Origin of the sequence: Mesorhizobium sp. GbtcB19, from assembly GCF_019091085.1 — a bacterium.
Taxonomy (GTDB): domain Bacteria; phylum Pseudomonadota; class Alphaproteobacteria; order Rhizobiales; family Rhizobiaceae; genus Mesorhizobium.
On the sequence record NZ_JAGXJY010000001.1, the window covers coordinates 301843 to 317800 of the forward strand.

Annotated in this window: 17 protein-coding genes; 7 read left to right on the forward strand and 10 right to left on the reverse strand. The window is 64.1% G+C overall.

The window, feature by feature from the left end; translation table 11 throughout:
• Window positions 1–436: 436 nt before the first annotated feature.
• Entirely contained in the window at window positions 437–1120 is a 684-nt protein-coding gene (locus KVT37_RS01415) for a response regulator transcription factor (protein ID WP_217568901.1), read from the reverse strand.
• Window positions 1121–1321: 201 nt separating this feature from the next.
• Between KVT37_RS01415 and KVT37_RS01420 the strand changes: the two genes are divergently transcribed.
• From KVT37_RS01420 to KVT37_RS01430, 3 genes are read left to right on the forward strand one after another with little or no spacing between them, the layout of a single operon-like run.
• Window positions 1322–2020, forward strand: coding sequence for a fumarylacetoacetate hydrolase family protein (locus KVT37_RS01420; RefSeq protein ID WP_217568903.1), 699 nt, complete (start codon window positions 1322–1324; stop codon window positions 2018–2020).
• Window positions 2017–2667 (forward strand): maleylacetoacetate isomerase, encoded by a 651-nt coding sequence (gene maiA / locus KVT37_RS01425; RefSeq protein WP_217568905.1) that lies wholly within the window; start codon window positions 2017–2019, stop codon window positions 2665–2667. The genes KVT37_RS01420 and maiA overlap by 4 nt, the downstream gene beginning before the upstream one ends.
• Window positions 2657–3130: a DUF4262 domain-containing protein gene (locus KVT37_RS01430; RefSeq protein ID WP_217568907.1), complete on the forward strand. Its 474-nt coding sequence runs from the start codon at window positions 2657–2659 to the stop codon at window positions 3128–3130. The genes maiA and KVT37_RS01430 overlap by 11 nt, the downstream gene beginning before the upstream one ends.
• Here KVT37_RS01430 and KVT37_RS01435 read toward each other — a convergent pair whose 3' ends face one another.
• Window positions 3131–4360, reverse strand: coding sequence for an MFS transporter (locus KVT37_RS01435; RefSeq protein ID WP_217568909.1), 1230 nt, complete (start codon window positions 4358–4360; stop codon window positions 3131–3133). It lies immediately after the preceding gene.
• 91 nt (window positions 4361–4451) lie between these two features.
• Here KVT37_RS01435 and KVT37_RS01440 point away from each other — a divergent pair, with 91 nt between their 5' ends.
• Together KVT37_RS01440 and KVT37_RS01445 are read left to right on the forward strand one after the other, a co-directional pair.
• Complete coding sequence (locus KVT37_RS01440) at window positions 4452–4910, forward strand: helix-turn-helix domain-containing protein (RefSeq protein WP_217568911.1); 459 nt, start codon at window positions 4452–4454, stop codon at window positions 4908–4910.
• A gap of 105 nt (window positions 4911–5015) precedes the next feature.
• A complete protein-coding gene (locus tag KVT37_RS01445; protein ID WP_217568913.1) occupies window positions 5016–6056 on the forward strand; it encodes a zinc-dependent alcohol dehydrogenase family protein in 1041 nt (346 codons plus the stop codon).
• A gap of 7 nt (window positions 6057–6063) precedes the next feature.
• Here KVT37_RS01445 and KVT37_RS01450 read toward each other — a convergent pair whose 3' ends face one another.
• The gene (locus tag KVT37_RS01450; protein WP_217568915.1) at window positions 6064–6927 is read right to left on the reverse strand and encodes a DMT family transporter; all 864 of its coding nucleotides are present in this window, start codon (window positions 6925–6927) and stop codon (window positions 6064–6066) included.
• Between the two features lie 106 nt (window positions 6928–7033).
• On the opposite strand from KVT37_RS01450, the gene KVT37_RS01455 reads away from it, so the two are divergent.
• Window positions 7034–8455, forward strand: a complete 1422-nt coding sequence (locus KVT37_RS01455; RefSeq protein WP_217568917.1) for a PLP-dependent aminotransferase family protein — start codon at window positions 7034–7036, stop codon at window positions 8453–8455.
• Between the two features lie 172 nt (window positions 8456–8627).
• Here KVT37_RS01455 and KVT37_RS01460 read toward each other — a convergent pair whose 3' ends face one another.
• From KVT37_RS01460 to KVT37_RS01470, 3 genes are all read right to left on the reverse strand, one after another.
• Window positions 8628–9122 (reverse strand): MaoC family dehydratase, encoded by a 495-nt coding sequence (locus KVT37_RS01460; RefSeq protein WP_217568919.1) that lies wholly within the window; start codon window positions 9120–9122, stop codon window positions 8628–8630.
• A 183-nt stretch (window positions 9123–9305) separates the two neighbouring features.
• The gene (locus KVT37_RS01465) at window positions 9306–9731 is read right to left on the reverse strand and encodes a phasin family protein (protein ID WP_217568921.1); all 426 of its coding nucleotides are present in this window, start codon (window positions 9729–9731) and stop codon (window positions 9306–9308) included.
• A gap of 65 nt (window positions 9732–9796) precedes the next feature.
• The gene (locus KVT37_RS01470) at window positions 9797–11092 is read right to left on the reverse strand and encodes a DUF445 domain-containing protein (protein WP_217568923.1); all 1296 of its coding nucleotides are present in this window, start codon (window positions 11090–11092) and stop codon (window positions 9797–9799) included.
• A gap of 211 nt (window positions 11093–11303) precedes the next feature.
• On the opposite strand from KVT37_RS01470, the gene rirA reads away from it, so the two are divergent.
• Window positions 11304–11765, forward strand: a complete 462-nt coding sequence (rirA, locus tag KVT37_RS01475) for an iron-responsive transcriptional regulator RirA (protein WP_217568925.1) — start codon at window positions 11304–11306, stop codon at window positions 11763–11765.
• Between the two features lie 317 nt (window positions 11766–12082).
• Here rirA and KVT37_RS01480 read toward each other — a convergent pair whose 3' ends face one another.
• Genes KVT37_RS01480 through KVT37_RS01495 form a run of 4 tightly spaced genes read right to left on the reverse strand, consistent with a single transcriptional unit; the run spans window position 12083 to window position 15958 of the window.
• Window positions 12083–12871, reverse strand: coding sequence for a heme ABC transporter ATP-binding protein (locus KVT37_RS01480; protein ID WP_217568927.1), 789 nt, complete (start codon window positions 12869–12871; stop codon window positions 12083–12085).
• Window positions 12872–12878: 7 nt separating this feature from the next.
• Window positions 12879–13979, reverse strand: coding sequence for an iron ABC transporter permease (locus KVT37_RS01485; protein WP_217568929.1), 1101 nt, complete (start codon window positions 13977–13979; stop codon window positions 12879–12881).
• Window positions 13980–13985: 6 nt separating this feature from the next.
• Window positions 13986–14885, reverse strand: coding sequence for a hemin ABC transporter substrate-binding protein (locus KVT37_RS01490; RefSeq protein WP_217568931.1), 900 nt, complete (start codon window positions 14883–14885; stop codon window positions 13986–13988).
• Window positions 14886–14896: 11 nt separating this feature from the next.
• On the reverse strand, window positions 14897–15958 hold the full coding sequence (locus KVT37_RS01495; protein WP_217568933.1) for a hemin-degrading factor: 1062 nt from the start codon (window positions 15956–15958) through the stop codon (window positions 14897–14899).

Consider the following 15958-nt stretch of genomic DNA (forward strand, 5'->3'; position numbering starts at 1 on the left):
ACAGATTTCCAATTGATCACGTCGTAAAGGTGCTCGTTTGGGGAATTACCGATACGCTTGAAAGAAATTTTTCCGACGTTGACCGGGTCAGATATTCTTTTTTTATCGATACGATCCGATATAATTTGAGCTACGATATGAAAGATGAGTACAAAGAATCTTACGGAGCTTACATAACTTTTTTTATTTGAAAAGATGGGAAAAGTATACGAATACGACGAAAGTCTTCTTTTTCTTTTGTGGGGTCTCGTAACTAGAGATCGATGGCTTGACAAGGGAACCACCGTCGACTGGATATTCGAAGTCGTAGAGATATATTTCGAAGAAAGAGGGTTTAGCATCCAAGAGTTGTACAGTAGATCGTTAGACAAACTTTCGAGTCAAACTGCGTAATACGGATTTGTAGAAACTCCTGAGCAGACCAATTCCTCTAACCTCAAAACCCCGCCTGATCCCGAAACAGCTCCGCATTGTCGAGCTTCGATACCTCGATCACCGCCTGAGTGCGGCTATACACATTGAGCTTGCGCAATATCTCCGAGACATGCGCTTTCACGGTGGTCTCGCCCACCTGCAGTTCATAGGCGATCTGCTTGTTCAGCATGCCCTGGCGCAGCATCTGCAGGACCCTGAGCTGCTGCGGCGTCAGCCTCGCCAGGCGCTGCACCATGTCGGCGCGATCGGTGCTGTCGGGGTCCGGCGGCTGGCCCTCATAGTTTTCCGGCACATAGACCGCGCCGTCCATCACCGATCGGATGGCGGCGGCGAGGTCGCTCTTCCGAGCCGATTTCGGGATGAAGCCGGCGGCACCATAGGACAGCGCCTCGGAGATGATCTTCGGCTCCTCGTAGCCGGACACGATCACCACCGGCAGCCGCGGATAGCGGGTCCTGAGTTGCAGCAGGCCTTCGAAGCCATGCACGTCGGGCATGCTGAGATCGAGCAGCGCGAGATCGAACGGCTTGGCGCCGGCGAGCAGCTCGATCGCCTCGGCGATCGAGCGGGCCTCGACCGTGTCGACATCCGGATAGGCCATCTGCACGGCGCTATGCAGCGCCTCGCGAAACAGCGGGTGGTCGTCGATGATCAGGAAGCGGGCGCGATCGTTGACGGTGGTCATGACAGGGGCATCGGTTCGGTTTCTGTGGCCAGAGGATAGTCCCCTGAAGATGTCCAGATTATTGCCAAATAGTACATCGCCCAATGGCAAACGATGTCGCCACCGAAACGGCAAGGCCGTTTCGCCAGCGCAGCGCCTTGCCCAGGCGTCGAAATCGGTCGAAGGTGCGGGCGACTTCGTAGCTCACAGCAGAGACATGAAATGACAGACTACGTCCTTCCGCCGCCGACCGTCGCCTCGGTGGCCATCGCAGATTCGGCGGAGCGCTTTGCCGTGCGCCGCATCTTCTGCGTCGGCCGCAATTATGCGGCGCATGCGCGCGAGCTCGGCAATGACGAGCGCGACCCGCCCTTCTTCTTCACCAAGCCCGCCGACGCGGTGGTCGACAGCGGCGCCGAGATCCCCTACCCGCCGCTGACCTCGAACCTGCACCACGAGATCGAATTGGTCGTCGCCATCGGCAAGGCCGGCTTCCGCATCCCGCGCGAGAACGCGCTCGCCCATGTCTGGGGCTATGGCGTTGGCGTCGACCTGACCCGCCGCGACCTGCAGGACCAGGCCAAGAAGGCGGCGCGTCCCTGGGATTGGTCGAAGGCCTTCGACCAGTCGGCGCCCTGTGGTCCGCTGGTGCCTGCCGCGAAATCCGGCCATCCGGAGAAAGGCCGTATCTGGCTTGCCGTCAACGGCGTGGTGAAGCAGGACGGCGACCTTGCCGAGCTGATCTGGCCGATCGCCGACATCGTCGCGATCTGCAGCGAGGCGGTCGAGCTCCAGCCCGGCGACCTGATCTTCACCGGCACGCCGGCCGGCGTCGGCGCGGTCGGGCCGGGAGAAAAAATCACCGGCGGCGTCGACGGCATCGGCACGATCGAAGTGACCATCGGACAGCCAAGGGCATGAGCGATCTCGTCCTCCACAATTACTACCGCTCCTCCACCTCCTACCGGGTGCGCATCGCGCTGGCGATGAAGGGGCTGGACTACACCTATGTGCCGCATCATCTACGCCATGGCGAGCATCTCGAGCCCGCCTATCTCGCGGTCAATCCGCAAGGTCTGGTGCCGGCGCTGGTGCTGGACGACGGCAGGTTGCTGACCCAGTCGCTGGCGATCATCGAATATCTCGACGAGATTGAGCCCGAGCCTCCGCTGCTGCCCAGGGATGCGCTCGGCCGCGCCCGTGTCCGCATGCTGGCGCAGATGATCGCCTGCGATATCCACCCCGTGAACAATCTGCGCGTGCTGACGTCGCTGCGCAGCTTGTTCGGCGCCGGCGACGAGGATGTCGTCAACTGGTTCCGGCACTGGGTGAACGAGGGATTCCAGCCGCTTGAGAAGATTCTGGCTTCATCGCCCGAGACCGGCACGTTCTGCCATGGCGACACGCCGGGGCTGGCCGATATCTGCCTTGCCGCGCAGGTCACCAACAACGCCCGCTTCGGCGTCGACATGGCGCCCTACCCTGTGATTGCGCGCGTCCACGCCGCCTGCATGGCACTGCCGGCGTTCCAGAAAGCCGCGCCGCAGAATCAGATCGATGCCGAATAGGGAAGCCAAAGACGCCGACGAGGCCAAGACGCTCGCCGACATCGAAGAGTATGGCTGCCACATTCTCTATGTGCTGGAGGAGGACGAGCATCCGCCCTTCGCCTACTCGGTCGGGATAGAGCATAATTTTGGCACCCCCGAATTGGTCGTCATCGGACTCAAGCCGGAGCTTTCGATGACTATCATCAACGAGTATTGCCGACGCGTGCGCGGCGGCGAGAGGTTCAGCGTCGGTGAGCGGGCGTCGGGTTTCCTGGGAGGCGGCTTCGACTGTCAGTTCGGTGCTGTCCATCCCGATCATTACCCGGAGCATTTCGGCTGGGACATATGGTTCTACGACGGACCGGATTTCCGGATTATGCAGCTTATTTTCCCGTCAACATCCGGGGTTTGGCCGTGGGACGCCGAAGCGGATGAATGGTTTCGCGAACGGCAGCCACTGCTTGACACCCCGCCGCCATAACTAGCGCCCCACCTTCAGCGTCGCCGCCCAGAACGCCAGCGCAAGCAGCCCGATTCCCGCGCCGAGCAGGCAGACGCCGGTCCAGCCCCAGGCTGCATAGGTCATGGTCGAGGCAATAGAGCCCAGCGCGCTGCCTAGTGAGTAAAAGATCATGTAGCCGCCGACCAGCCGGCTGCGGGCATCCGGCCGGCGCGCGAAGATCAAGCTTTGATTGGTGACGTGCACCGCCTGGATGGCGAGGTCGAGCATGACGATGCCCAGCACAAGCAGCCAGAGTGAGGAACCCATGCAGGCGATCGGCAGCCACGCGACGGCCATCAGCAACAGGCTGAGGCCGGTCACCAATTGGCCTTGCCCGCGATCGACAAGCATGCCGGTCCAGCGTGCGCCCAGCGCACCGGCAACACCGGCCAGGCCGAACAATCCAATTGCGGTATGCGACAGCGAAAAAGGCGGCGCCGCCAGCGGCAGCACCAGCGGCGCCCATAGCACGTTGAAGCCGGCGAAGATCAGCATGGCGAGCACTGCGCGCACGCGCAGCAGCGGCTCCTCCACGAAAAGAAGCAGCACCGAGCCCAGCAGCCGGGTATAGGATGTGCGTGGCCGCGCGGCCTCATGGCGAGGCAGGACGCGAAACAGGATCACCGCCATCGCCAGCGTCAGCAGCGCCGAGACGAGATAGACGGAGCGCCAGCCGGCGAAATCGGCGACTAGTCCCGAAACGAAGCGCGCCAGCAGGATGCCGAGGATGACGCCGCTGGTCACGGTGCCAACGGCCCGCCCGCGCTCCGCCGGCGCCGCCAGGTCGGCGGCATAGGCGACAAGGACTTGGACGACGACGGCAAGCAGGCCGACTATCGCGAGGCTCGCGAGCAAGACGCCTGCGCTCGGCGACAGGCCGACAACGACCAGCGCCAGCGCCGAAAGCACCGCCTGGGTCGCCACCAGCTTGCGGCGGTCGAAAAGATCGCCGAGCGGCACGATGAAGAACAGACCGACCGCATAGCCGATCTGCGTCACCGTAACCACGATGCCGACCGAGGCCGGATCGATCGCAAAGTCGCGCGCAATGGCGTCGAGCAGCGGATGCGCGAAGTAGACATTGGCGACGCTCAAGCCGCAGGCAATCGCAAAGGTCAGCGCCGTGAGGCGCGGCAATCCTGCTTTGGCCTTCGCTGCCTTGCCGTCTTCGAGCTGCCGCAGGTCGGCTCCTTGCAGTTGCAGATTCATCGCCCCCTCCATTCGGTTTCAACTTGAAACCATTGCGGGATATGCAAGAAGGTTTTATCTTGCAACCAAAATCGGAGACTGGACCAACCACATGGTGAAACGGACGAGCCATCAAAGCGCGGACTGCCTTATCGCCCGGCCGCTGGACGCAATCGGCGACTGGTGGTCGCTGCTCATCGTGCGTGATGCCTTCGACGGAATGCGGCGCTTCGGCGAATTCCAGAGAAGCCTCGGCGTGGCCAAGAACATCCTGTCGGCGCGCCTGCGCAATCTGGTCGCGCATGGCATCCTCGAAACCGTTCCGGCGCCGGACGGCAGCGCGCATCATGAATATGTGCTGACCGAAAAAGGCCGTGGCCTGTTCTACGTCCTGGTGGCACTGCGCCAGTGGGGCGAGACCTATTTCTCCGGGCCGGGCGAACCCTACACCTTCATGGTCGACACCCGGACCGGCAGGCCGATCAGGCGCCTGGAAGTGCATGCCGAGGACGGACGCAGGCTTGTGCCGGGCGAAACGCGGCTGGCCGATTTCCGCCAGCAGCCGGATTAGCTGGATCGGCAAGCCGGTTCAGGACTGGCAGAATCGATTTCCGGTCAACCGGCAGTGGAATCGGCTATCGTCGCCTCAAAACGCGTCAGTAATGGGAGTTTGCCGATGAAAGCCGTCGTCTTCGAAAAATTCGGCGAGGCGCCGACGATCCGGACCGTGCCCGATCCCAAACCGGCCGCCGACGGCGTGGTCATCAAGGTCGAGGCGACGGGCCTTTGCCGCAGCGACTGGCACGGCTGGATGGGCCATGATGACGGCATCACGCTGCCGCATGTTCCAGGACATGAACTGGCCGGCATCGTCGTCGCCGCAGGCAAGCAGGTCAGCCGCTGGAAGGCCGGCGATCGCGTTACGGTCCCCTTCGCCGTCGGCTGCGGCCGCTGCTTCGAATGCACCTCCGGCAACCATCAGGTCTGCGAGCACCAGACGCAGCCTGGTTTCACCGGCTGGGGCTCGTTCGCCGAATATGTCGGCATCGAGCATGCCGACACCAATCTGGTTCGCCTGCCGGAGGAAATGGAATTCGCCACGGCCGCCAGCCTCGGCTGCCGTTTCGTCACTTCATTCCGCGCCATCGTCGATCAGGGCCGGGTGACGCCCGGGGAATGGGTGGCGGTGCATGGCTGCGGCGGCGTCGGCCTGTCGGCGATCATGATCGCCAGCGCCATGGGCGCCAATGTCATCGCCATCGACCTCACCGACGAGAAGCTGGACTTCGCCAGGAAGATCGGCGCGGTGGCGACGATCAACGCCTCGACGACGCCGAACGTGGTCAAGGCGGTCAAGCAGATCACCAATGGCGGCGCGCATATGTCGATGGACGCGCTCGGCCACCCCACCACATCCTTCAACTCGATCTCGAACCTGCGCCGGCGCGGCCGCCACGTTCAGGTCGGGCTCATGCTGGGCGAGCATGCCCGCCCCCAGGTGCCGATGGACAAGGTGATCGCCTTCGAGCTCGAAATCCTCGGCAGCCACGGCATGCAGGCCTACCGCTACACCGCGATGATGGAGATGATCCGCACCGGCAAGCTGAAGCCCGAGCTGCTGGTCGGCAAGAAGATCAGCCTCGAGGAAGCGCCCGCGGCCCTGATGGCGATGGGTGGTTTCGAGGGCATCGGCATCGGGGTGGTGACGAAGTTTTAGCAGGTGCCTACCTTGCGAACTTCTTCGCCCCGAATACACAGGCCACGACGCCCAGCGTGACGACTACCATCATCGGGCTGACCTTTTCGTGCAGCAGGCTCGCCGCCAGCGCCAGGCCGAAGAAGGGCTGCAGCAACTGCAACTGCCCGACGGCGGCGATGCCGCCTTGCGCGAGGCCGCGATACCAGAAGATGAAGCCGATCAGCATGCTGAACAGCGAGACATAGCCGAGGCCTATCCAGGCGCCCGAGCCGACGCCGGCGAAAGAGGCCGGCAGCGTCACGAAAGTCAGCGCCAGCATAACCGGCAGCGACAGCGCCAGCGCCCAGCAGATCACCTGCCAGCCGCCGAGCCGGCGCGACAGGGCGGCGCCCTCGGCATAGCCAAGCCCGCACACGATGATGGCCCCCAGCATCAGGCCGTCGCCGACCGGCGACGCGGTCACGCCCTGCGACAGGGCAAAGCCCGCGACCAGGGCGCTGCCGATGCAGGAGAACAGCCAGAAGGCCGGACGAGGACGGTCGCCGCCGCGCAGCACGCCGAAGATCGCGGTCGCCAGCGGCAGCAGGCCGACGAAGATGATCGAATGCGCCGTGGTGACATGCTTCAACGCCAGCGCCGTCAGCAACGGAAAGCCGACGACGACGCCCAGCGCCACGACGACGAGCGAGGCGAGATCGCCGCGCTCCGGACGCTTCTGGCGGAACACCAGCAGCATCGCAATCCCGAGCAGGCCGGCAATCGCCGCGCGAGCCGACGTCAGGAATGTCGGATCGAAATCGGCCACCGCCACATGCGTTGCCGGCAGCGAGCCGCTGAAGATCAGCACGCCGATGAATCCGTTCAGCCAGCCGCTCGCAGTCTTGTCCATTCGAGGCTCCGTTGTTTCGCTTTCCTATCGGCTGGATGCCTATGGTCCCGCCAGAGACAATGGAGTACAATTCTGCAAAACTGTAATGGCATTATGAGCAGTACAGATGACGGATATTCCTCTTGAGATTGACGGCGCGCGCACGCTGGTCGAAAGCGTGATGGCGACGATCCGCCACCGCATCGCGGCGCGCGCGCTGACGCCCGGAGCGCGTTTGCCGTCGATCCGGGCGCTCGCCAAATCCCTGCAGGTCTCGAAATCCACCGTGGTCGAGGCCTATGAGCGCCTTGCCGCCGAAGGTACGATCCGCTCGCGGCCGGGCTCCGGCTTCTACGCCGCCGGCCAGCTCGCGCCGCTGTCGCTCGCCGAGATCGGTCCTAAGCTCGATCGGGCCGTCGACCCGCTCTGGGTGTCGCGGCAGTCGCTGGAGGCCGGCGAAGAGATGCTGAAACCCGGCTGCGGCTGGCTGCCGGCGTCCTGGATGCCGCAGGCCGCCTTGCGCCGGGCGCTGAGAACAGCCGCCCGCGCCGACGACGCGGCACTTGCCGATTACGGCACGCCGCTTGGCCTGCCGCCGCTGCGCCAGTTGCTGGCGCGGCGCATGGCCGAGCATGGCGTCGAAGCCTCGCCCGACCAGATCATGCTGACCGATTGCGGCACCCAGGCGATCGACCTTTTGTGCCGCTTCCTGCTCGAGCCCGGCGATGCCGTCCTGGTCGACGATCCCTGCTACTTCAACTTTCACGCGCTGCTGCGCGCGCATCAGGCCAAAGTGGTCGGGGTGCCCTACACGCCTTCTGGACCAGATATCGAGCGCTTCGCCGAAGCACTCGCCGAGCACCGGCCGCGCCTCTACATCACCAATTCCGGCATCCACAACCCGACAGGTGCGATCCTGTCGCCGGTCACCGCGCATCGGCTGCTGAAACTCGCCGACCAGGCGGACCTCACCATCGTCGAGGACGACATTTTCGCTGACTTCGAACATAGCCCTGCCCCAAGGCTCGCGGCCTTTGACGGGCTGCAGCGCGTCGTCCAGATCGGCTCCTTCTCAAAAACGTTGTCGGCCTCGGTGCGCTGCGGTTTCATCGCAGCACCCGCCGACTGGATGGAGGGCCTGACCGATCTCAAGATCGCCACGACTTTCGGCGGCGCGCGCTTGGCTTCGGAGCTCGTGCTGACGCTGTTGAAAGACGGCAGCTACCGCAAGCATGTCGAGCAGTTGCGCGCCCGCCTGTCGCGCGCCATGGCCGAGACGGCCGGCCGGCTGAAAGCGTTGGGCATCGCTCCGTGGATCGACCAGACTGCCGGCATGTTCCTGTGGTGCCGGCTGCCCGACGGCATCGACGCCGCCGATGTCGCGCGGCATGCGCTCTCGGACAATGTCGTATTGGCGCCCGGCAACGCCTTCAGCCTGTCGCACACCGCCGGCCGCTTCATGCGCTTCAACGTCGCGCAATGCGGGGACGAACGCGTCTTTCGGGCGCTCGATAACGCCATGGCCGCATCGCGGCGCAAAGCCGCCTAGATGGCCTGATCAGCCGGTGAGCCGACGCCGCAAGGTCTGTCGAGATTCGGGTCAGGCCGAGTCGAAAATGGTGGGTTCCGAGAACCGGAGCGGAGCGTACTTTTCGTACGTGAGCACCGGAAGCGGAGGAAGCCGCCATTTGCAGACCGGTCTCACCCGAATATCGGCAGACCTAACCTGCCCGCTTGCGGCGCTCATACATCATCACCAGCGTTTCGGCTGTCAGTGCCGGCTTCTGCTCGCCTTCGATCTCGACCGTGTTCTCCGCCTTCATCAGATACTGGCCGGGGCCGCGATCCTCCATGGAAAGCAGCGTCGTGCGCAGCCGGATGCGCGCGCCGACCCGCACCGGGGCCAGGAAGCGCACCTTGTCGAAGCCGTAGTTGAAGGCGGCTTGCGTGTTTTCCGGCACGATGCCCATCTCCAGCGCCAGCGCGCCGATGATCGACAAGGTCAGGTAGCCATGCGCGATCGTGGTGCGGAACGGGCTCTGCCGTTTCGCCCGCTCGGGATCGACATGGATCCATTGATGGTCGCCCGTGCACTCGGCGAACTGGTCGATGCGCTGCTGGTCGACCGTCGTCCAATCGGACACGCCGAGCTCCTGCCCGGACATCGTGCGCAACTGTTCGAAAGTCGGCGGCGTTTTCGGCCGTGTCTCCGTCATTCCTGCCTTCCCATCACTCCTGCATGTCTCCCGACCATGAAGCGGCGACCTCTGTCAATTCGTGGCCGCGCTATTTTCGCAGGTAGAGTTGATGCTTTCGCGGCAAGCCAGAACGCATGGGCGCACTAGCCGGTTGCATATCAGCGCGCCCTGAATTGCAAGCCAGGAATGCCGGCCAACCTATTATTTGTCGTAGCCGGCCCGGATTTCCGCCATCGCATCCCTGATCCGGTCGCGCAGGATTTCGACCGATTCGGTGCTGGATTTCCGCACCAGGTCAGCCACTTCGCTGGCATTCTTCAGCGTCGTCTCGAACGACCTGCGGGCAAATTCGGCCTGCTTGGCCATCAGCTCCTGCGGATTGCCGGGCGTCTGGTAGTTCTGCGCCATCCGCGTGACCTCGTGCATGGCGTTCTGCACCATCTCATGCTGTCTCGCCAGCACCGAGGATGCGCCGGCCGCGCTCGTCCGGGCCGACTTTTCCAGCGCTTCGAGGTTCTTGCGATGGTGATCGAGGATCGCCTGGACATCGACATTCGGCAACTTGAGGTCGCGGCCGAACCTGCTGAACATGTCGAGGAACGAGTCGGAACCCGGTTGTTTTGCCATGCTGTGCCTCCCTGCCAGCCGCCACGCGGCGCCCTATAAGCAGAATAGTGCGCGGCTAGTCCACGTCAATTGACCAGGAACAGCCGCTCAGCTGCGTAAAGCACCAGGCCGGCGAGCCCGCCGATGATCATGCCGTTGAAACGGATATATTGCAGGTCCTTGCCGATGTTCATCTCTATAAGCCGCGTCAGTTGCGCCAGGTCCCAGCGCTTGACCTGGTCGGCGATGAATTTCGACACCCCGCTCTTCTGGCTCTCGACGAAGGAGGCCAGCGCCACGACAAAACCCTGGTTCATGTCGGCCCTGATCTGGGCATCGTCGGCCAGATGCCGGCCGACCTCGACGAACATGTTGGCGAGGTGCTCGCGGATCGTCGAATTCGGCGCGTTGACGTCCTGCTCGATGAACAGGCGCAGGCTTGTCCACGCATCGCCGGCCAGCGCCCTCACCTCCGGGCGGCCGAGAAAATCGCGCTTCAGCTTCTCGGCGCGCCTTGCATATTGCCTCGAGGTCCTGAGCCGCTCGATGAAGGCGAGCGCGAAACGGTCGAATTCGGCGCGCATCGGATGCTCGGGATCGGCCCTCACCTCGTCGAGCAGTGAGCCGGCCGAAGCGACGATCTTCTTCAGGAGATAGGCGTCGGCGCGAAACAGGTTGAACAGCGACGGCAATTCCTCGCGGATCTTTTCGCGCATCGTCGCCAACGCCTGCTCGTCATTGAGGAAGCGCCCGACGACTCGCGTGAACTCGTCGAACAGCTTCTGATGGCGGCGATCGTCGGTCAGCGCCGACAACAGATCCGCCGCGAGCGGCGCCAGCGGCACCTTCTCGATCTGCTCGAGCATACGACTGGTGACGAAGTCGCGCAGGCCGGATTGCTCGACCGCCGTCAATGTCTGCGGCACCAGCCTCGCGACGAATCGCGACAGGCCGGCGGCGCGCTCGGCATCGGCCAGCCAGTCGGCGACCAAGGCGGCGAAGTCGACCTCGGCGAGCTTTTCGCGCACCGGCTCCGGCGCCAGGAAATTGGCCTCGATGAAGCGGCCGAGATTGTCGGCGATGCGGTGCTGGTTCTCCGGGATGATGGCCGTGTGCGGGATCGGCAGCCCGAGCGGCCGCCGAAACAGCGCCACCACGGCGTACCAATCGGCGAGGCCGCCAATGGTCGCCGCCTCGGCAAAGGCCGCGACGAAACCCAGCCACGGATAGGTAGCCTGGAACGACTTCGCCAGCGCAAAGACAAGGATGCAGAGGGCGAGCGCGGCGGCAGCAATGAATTTGGTGCGCCGCAATGCCGAGAGCTTTGATTGCGCATCGGCGTCGAACCGAACCGGCGCGAGAGCCGGAGCTGATTGTGACATGGAAAGGCCGTTCCCTGTTTGCACGTGAACTTATCTAGAGCCTGCGCCGGCGAAACGCTCGCTCGAAGCGCAAAGGGCGTATCGGATCGCCATAAGCGCCAGCATGCACAAAAAGTTGACACGATTATTCAGCTATGTAGGTGTCCAGTCTGGAATTGTTCCAAACTATGGGCCATATTCCGGCTCAAGCTAATATTTTCGCGAGGACACCATGCGGCTCACGCGCCAGACCAATTATGCGATGCGCATTCTGATGTATTGCGCCGCAAATAACGACAGGCTGAGCCGCATCCCCGAGATCGCCGCCGCCTATTCGGTGTCCGAACTGTTCCTGTTCAAGATCCTGCAGCCGCTGGTCGAGGCCGGCCTGGTCGAGACCGTGCGCGGCAGGAATGGCGGCGTGCGGCTTGGCCGCGCCGCGGAGCAGATCAGCCTGTTCGATGTCGTGCGCGTCACCGAAGAGAGCTTTGCCATGGCCGAGTGCTTCGAGAACGACGCGGCGGAATGCCCGCTGGTCGACAGCTGCGCGCTGAATTCGGCGCTGCGCGAGGCGCTCAACGCCTTCTTCGCCGTGCTTTCCCGCTACACCATTGCCGACCTCGTCGCCGCACGCCCGAACGTGCGCCATCTGCTCGGCATCGACCTTCTGGAACAGCGCGCCCCGGCGGCGTGATCGCGCCTTGGCGGCTTGGTTTTCGAGAGGCGCCACCGATGACTTCCCCAGGTGCGACGCCGCCCATGACTTCGTCATTCTAGGGCGGAGCAAGGAGCGCAGCGACGCAGCGCAGACCCTAGAATCCATTCCGTGACATTCGAGCGCCCCGGCGATGCAGAACTGGCGCCGTTGGCTCCAGCGCTCGTTCTGGATCGCCGCATTCTTCGGTTGATGTAACGGAATGGATCCTCGGGTCTACGCGTCCGCTTCGCTCCCGCTCCGCCCGTGGATGACGAAGACGGGAAGGCTTCGGCAAATCTCCCTCGCCAACCGGCCTAAGCGGCGGATTGCGGCAGCACGAACGGCACGCTTCCCTCGGGCAGCGCGCCGACCTTCAGGCGGCAATCGAACACCCTCTCGATCAGCTCATCCTTGAGTACGTCCATTGGCGCGCCGGCGGCGGCCAGCTCACCTCGATGCAGTACGAAGATGCGATCGGCATACATGGCCGTCAAATTGAGGTCGTGCAGAATCGCCACGACCCCGCCGCCGCGCCGGGCGAAATCGCGGGCGATGTTCATGATGATGAGCTGATGCTTGACGTCGAGGCTGGAAACCGGCTCGTCGAGGAAGAGATAGCGCGGCCTTCCTTCCAGCACTGGCGCCCAAACCTGGCAGAGCACCCGGGCAAGCTGCACGCGCTGCTGCTCGCCGCCGGAAAGCTCCTGGTAGAAGCGGCCGGCGAAGCCGTCGAGGTCGACACGCGCCAGCGCCCGCTCCGGCAGGCGCGCATCCTCACCGGGCAATACGCCCGAGCGTCCGCCGATCAGGCCGAGGCGCACGATCTCACGCACGGTGAAGGGAAAGGACAGCGCCGTCGATTGCGGCAGCACCGCGCGCAACGTTGCCACCTCCACCGGCTTCATCGAAACGAGGTCGCGACCGTTGAGCCTCACCGTTCCGGTATAGGCAAGCTCGCCGGTCAGCGCCTTGAGCAAGGTCGTCTTGCCGGATCCGTTCGGCCCGACGATCGCCGAAACCTCACCGGGGCGCGCCGCGAAGTCGACATGCGACACGATGCGCTTGCCGCCGACCGCCACCGAGATGTCGCGCGCTTCGATCATGGGCAGCTCACAAATCGACGATGCCGCGCTTGCGCAGCAGGATCCACAGGAAGAACGGCGCGCCGGCGACCGCGGTGACGATGCCGATCGGCAGTTCGGCCGGCGCGACGATGGTGCGGGCGACCGAATCGGCGATGAGCAGCAGCGATGCGCCGAGCAAGGCGGACGCCGGCAGCAGGTAACGATTGTCCGGGCCGATCGCGAGCCGCAGGACGTGCGGCACGACGATGCCGATGAAACCGATGCCGCCGCTGACCGCGACCGAGGCGCCGACCGCTGCCGACACACCGACAATGGCCGTGTATTTCAGCCGCTGCACCGGGATGCCGAGATGCCCCGCGGTCGCCTCGCCAAGCGCCAGCGCGTTGAGGCCGCGCGAGAGGAACGGCATCGCGGTCAGCGCCAGCACGATCACCGGACCGACGGTGCCGACCTTCTGCCATGTCGCGCCGGCCAGCGAGCCGAGTTGCCAGAAGGTCAGGTCGCGCAATTGCCGGTCGTCGGCCATGAAGATGAGAATACCCGTGAGCGCCATGGCAAGCGCGCTGATGGCGATGCCGGCAAGCAGCATCGTGGCGACAGACGTCCTGCCCTGTCGCGTGGCGATGGCGTAGAGCAGCAAGGTCACCGCGAGACCACCAAAGAAAGCCGCGAGCGGCAAGGCGAGCACGCCGAACGCCAGCGTGACCGGCGCGAGCCATGTGGTGCCGAGCACGATGATCGCCACCGCGCCGAGGCTGGAACCGGCGGAGACGCCGATCAGGCCGGGGTCGGCAAGCGGATTGCGGAACAGTCCCTGCATCACCGCGCCGCAGACGGCGAGTGCCACGCCGATCAGCACGCCGAGCAGCACGCGCGGCATACGGATGTCATAGACGATCAGCTGGTCGCGCGCCGCAAGCGCCGCATCGGCCGGCACAGTGCCGGTGAACCAGTTGCGGATGACGCGGACGGCCGACGCATCGGAAGCGCCCGCCGTCAGCGACAGGAACACGGACAGCGCCAGCGCCAGGCACAAAAGCAGGATGACGAACCTTGCCCGGTTAGAACGGTCGCCGTCGGCTGCCATCACCCTGCTCGCGCCGCGAGCAATAGACTGTTCGGCCATCGCCGCTCAGTCCGTGACCTGGTTGCCATAGAGCGAGACGGCAAGATCGTGGATGGCGTCCGCCGTGCGTGGCCCGAAGCCGAGCAGATAGCCGCCCCACATGCTGATAATCTTGCGGTTCCGGTTCGCGCCTGCCGGTGTCGAAGCGACCGCCGGGTTGGCGAACAGCTCGTCTTCCGAGATCGGCGGTCCGCCCCCCTTCATCGTCAGGATCACATCCGGCTTGGCGCTGACGATCGCCTCGTCCGTCATCGACTTGTAGCCGGAGAAACCATCGACCGCGTTGACGGCGCCCGCCAGCTTGATGATGCCTTCGGCGGCAGTATCGCTGCCCGCGGCAAGGATCTTGCCGCCCTGTGTCGACAGCACGAACAGCACGCGCTTGCGGTCCTTGATCGCCGCCGTCTGCTTTTCGGCCGCAGTCAGCTTCGCGTCCGTCTCCCCGGCAAGCTTCTCCGCCTTGGCGTCGACCCCCAAAGCCTTGCCGACGACGCGGATCTTTTCGAGGATGCCCTCATGGTTGAAGTGATCCGGCACCTCGATGAAAGCCACGCTCGACTTCTTCAGCACATCGACCGCTTCCTTCGGGCCGCTGCCCTGCAGCGCCAGGATTCCGGACGGATTGACCGACAGGACGCCTTCCGGTGACAGCGCGCGCATATAGCCGACATCCGGCAACTTCGCCGCCGCCTCGGGATAATTGCTGGTCGAATCGCGGGCGACGAGACGGCCTTCTTCGCCGAGCGCATAGACGATTTCGGTGATCGAGCCGCCTATGGCGACGATCCGCGACGTATCGGAGAAGACGGAGGTCCCTTCCTCGGCGCCGGCCGGCAGCGCCGTGAAAGCAAGCAGGACACCGAGCATCGGCGCAAGCGCCGCGCGGGAACGGAAAACAACACGCATCGGGTCTTGCCTTATGCAGCGGTCGGGCTGGGAATGCGGGGCAGGTTCTCGGCGAGAAAACGCCAGTCCTCGCGCTCGCTTTCGCCCTCATGGCGCTTGCCGAAAAACTGGATGATCATCCCGCCATTGGCGTCATAGACCTCGAGCGAGGTGACATGACCGTCCTTGGTCGGCTTGCGCACCGCCCAGACCTCTTGGATGTGATCGGTCCTGAGATGCAGGTGGAAGGTCTCGTCGAGCACGTTGATCCACGGTCCCATCGGCTTGACCGATTTGATCGGGCCGGAATGGATCTGGATGCAGCCTCGATTTCCCACGAAGAACATGATCGGCGTCTCGCCTTCCGCCGCGTGGTGGAACATGGCGCTGACGGCGTCCTTGTCGAGCAGCCAGGCGTAGTCTTGGCCGACCATGCGCACCGCCTCGCGGCGGCTGAGCTTCAGCGTCTTCAGCATGCCGAAGAACTGATGCACGTCGGTCATCCGGCTCCAGCGGTCGCGCAGATCGTCGATCGAGGCAACCGACCCTCGAGTCTCGCCCTCACCTTCCGCCGCGCTTGGGAGGATCGCGACGGTCGGTTCCTGGTTCGACGATTCGAGGCCCGCCACCAGTTTCTGGTAGGCGTAGAGGTTCGAGGCGGGCCGCAAATGCACCTTGTGCACGGCCTCGCCCGCCGCGTCGAAGAACTGCAGGCTGCGGCGGATCTCGCCATCGTCACGCTTCTCGACGGCAAAGCCGTGCGCCCACACCTTCGGGAAGATGCGCAGGTCGATGTTTTCGCCGAGCACCATGGCGTTGTGGTTGCCGGTGACGACCTTGTCGTAGACGCCGATCTTTTCATGTACGGCGCTCTCGTTGCGGGTCAGCGCCATCACCTCGCCGACCGCCTCGAGGCCGGTCAGCAGATCGTTGACGCGCGGCTCGACGCGCACCGCGCTGATGCCGCATTGCGCCGCGACCAGCTCCGCTTCCGAAATGCCCAGTTGCGCCGAGAGGTCGCGCTCCCGCATCTTCGGATTTTCTTCTCGCGCCCGCCGGATCTCTTCCGGCGACGGTTTTACGCGCTGGTCCAT

Bases quoted from the DNA above. Each gene is read 5' to 3' on its own strand.
- KVT37_RS01450 (WP_217568915.1), bottom strand. From the start codon at position 6,927: ATGGACAAGACTGCGAGCGGCTGGCTGAACGGATTCATCGGCGTGCTG.
- KVT37_RS01485 (WP_217568929.1), bottom strand. From the start codon at position 13,979: ATGGCCGAACAGTCTATTGCTCGCGGCGCGAGCAGGGTGATGGCAGCC.
- KVT37_RS01460 (WP_217568919.1), bottom strand. From the start codon at position 9,122: ATGACGGAGACACGGCCGAAAACGCCGCCGACTTTCGAACAGTTGCGC.
- KVT37_RS01490 (WP_217568931.1), bottom strand. From the start codon at position 14,885: ATGCGTGTTGTTTTCCGTTCCCGCGCGGCGCTTGCGCCGATGCTCGGT.
- KVT37_RS01445 (WP_217568913.1), top strand. From the start codon at position 5,016: ATGAAAGCCGTCGTCTTCGAAAAATTCGGCGAGGCGCCGACGATCCGG.
- KVT37_RS01415 (WP_217568901.1), bottom strand. From the start codon at position 1,120: ATGACCACCGTCAACGATCGCGCCCGCTTCCTGATCATCGACGACCAC.
- KVT37_RS01420 (WP_217568903.1), top strand. From the start codon at position 1,322: ATGACAGACTACGTCCTTCCGCCGCCGACCGTCGCCTCGGTGGCCATC.
- KVT37_RS01470 (WP_217568923.1), bottom strand. From the start codon at position 11,092: ATGTCACAATCAGCTCCGGCTCTCGCGCCGGTTCGGTTCGACGCCGAT.
- rirA (WP_217568925.1), top strand. From the start codon at position 11,304: ATGCGGCTCACGCGCCAGACCAATTATGCGATGCGCATTCTGATGTAT.
- KVT37_RS01465 (WP_217568921.1), bottom strand. From the start codon at position 9,731: ATGGCAAAACAACCGGGTTCCGACTCGTTCCTCGACATGTTCAGCAGG.
- KVT37_RS01495 (WP_217568933.1), bottom strand. From the start codon at position 15,958: ATGGACCAGCGCGTAAAACCGTCGCCGGAAGAGATCCGGCGGGCGCGA.
- KVT37_RS01480 (WP_217568927.1), bottom strand. From the start codon at position 12,871: ATGATCGAAGCGCGCGACATCTCGGTGGCGGTCGGCGGCAAGCGCATC.
- KVT37_RS01435 (WP_217568909.1), bottom strand. From the start codon at position 4,360: ATGAATCTGCAACTGCAAGGAGCCGACCTGCGGCAGCTCGAAGACGGC.
- KVT37_RS01455 (WP_217568917.1), top strand. From the start codon at position 7,034: ATGACGGATATTCCTCTTGAGATTGACGGCGCGCGCACGCTGGTCGAA.
- maiA (WP_217568905.1), top strand. From the start codon at position 2,017: ATGAGCGATCTCGTCCTCCACAATTACTACCGCTCCTCCACCTCCTAC.
- KVT37_RS01430 (WP_217568907.1), top strand. From the start codon at position 2,657: ATGCCGAATAGGGAAGCCAAAGACGCCGACGAGGCCAAGACGCTCGCC.
- KVT37_RS01440 (WP_217568911.1), top strand. From the start codon at position 4,452: ATGGTGAAACGGACGAGCCATCAAAGCGCGGACTGCCTTATCGCCCGG.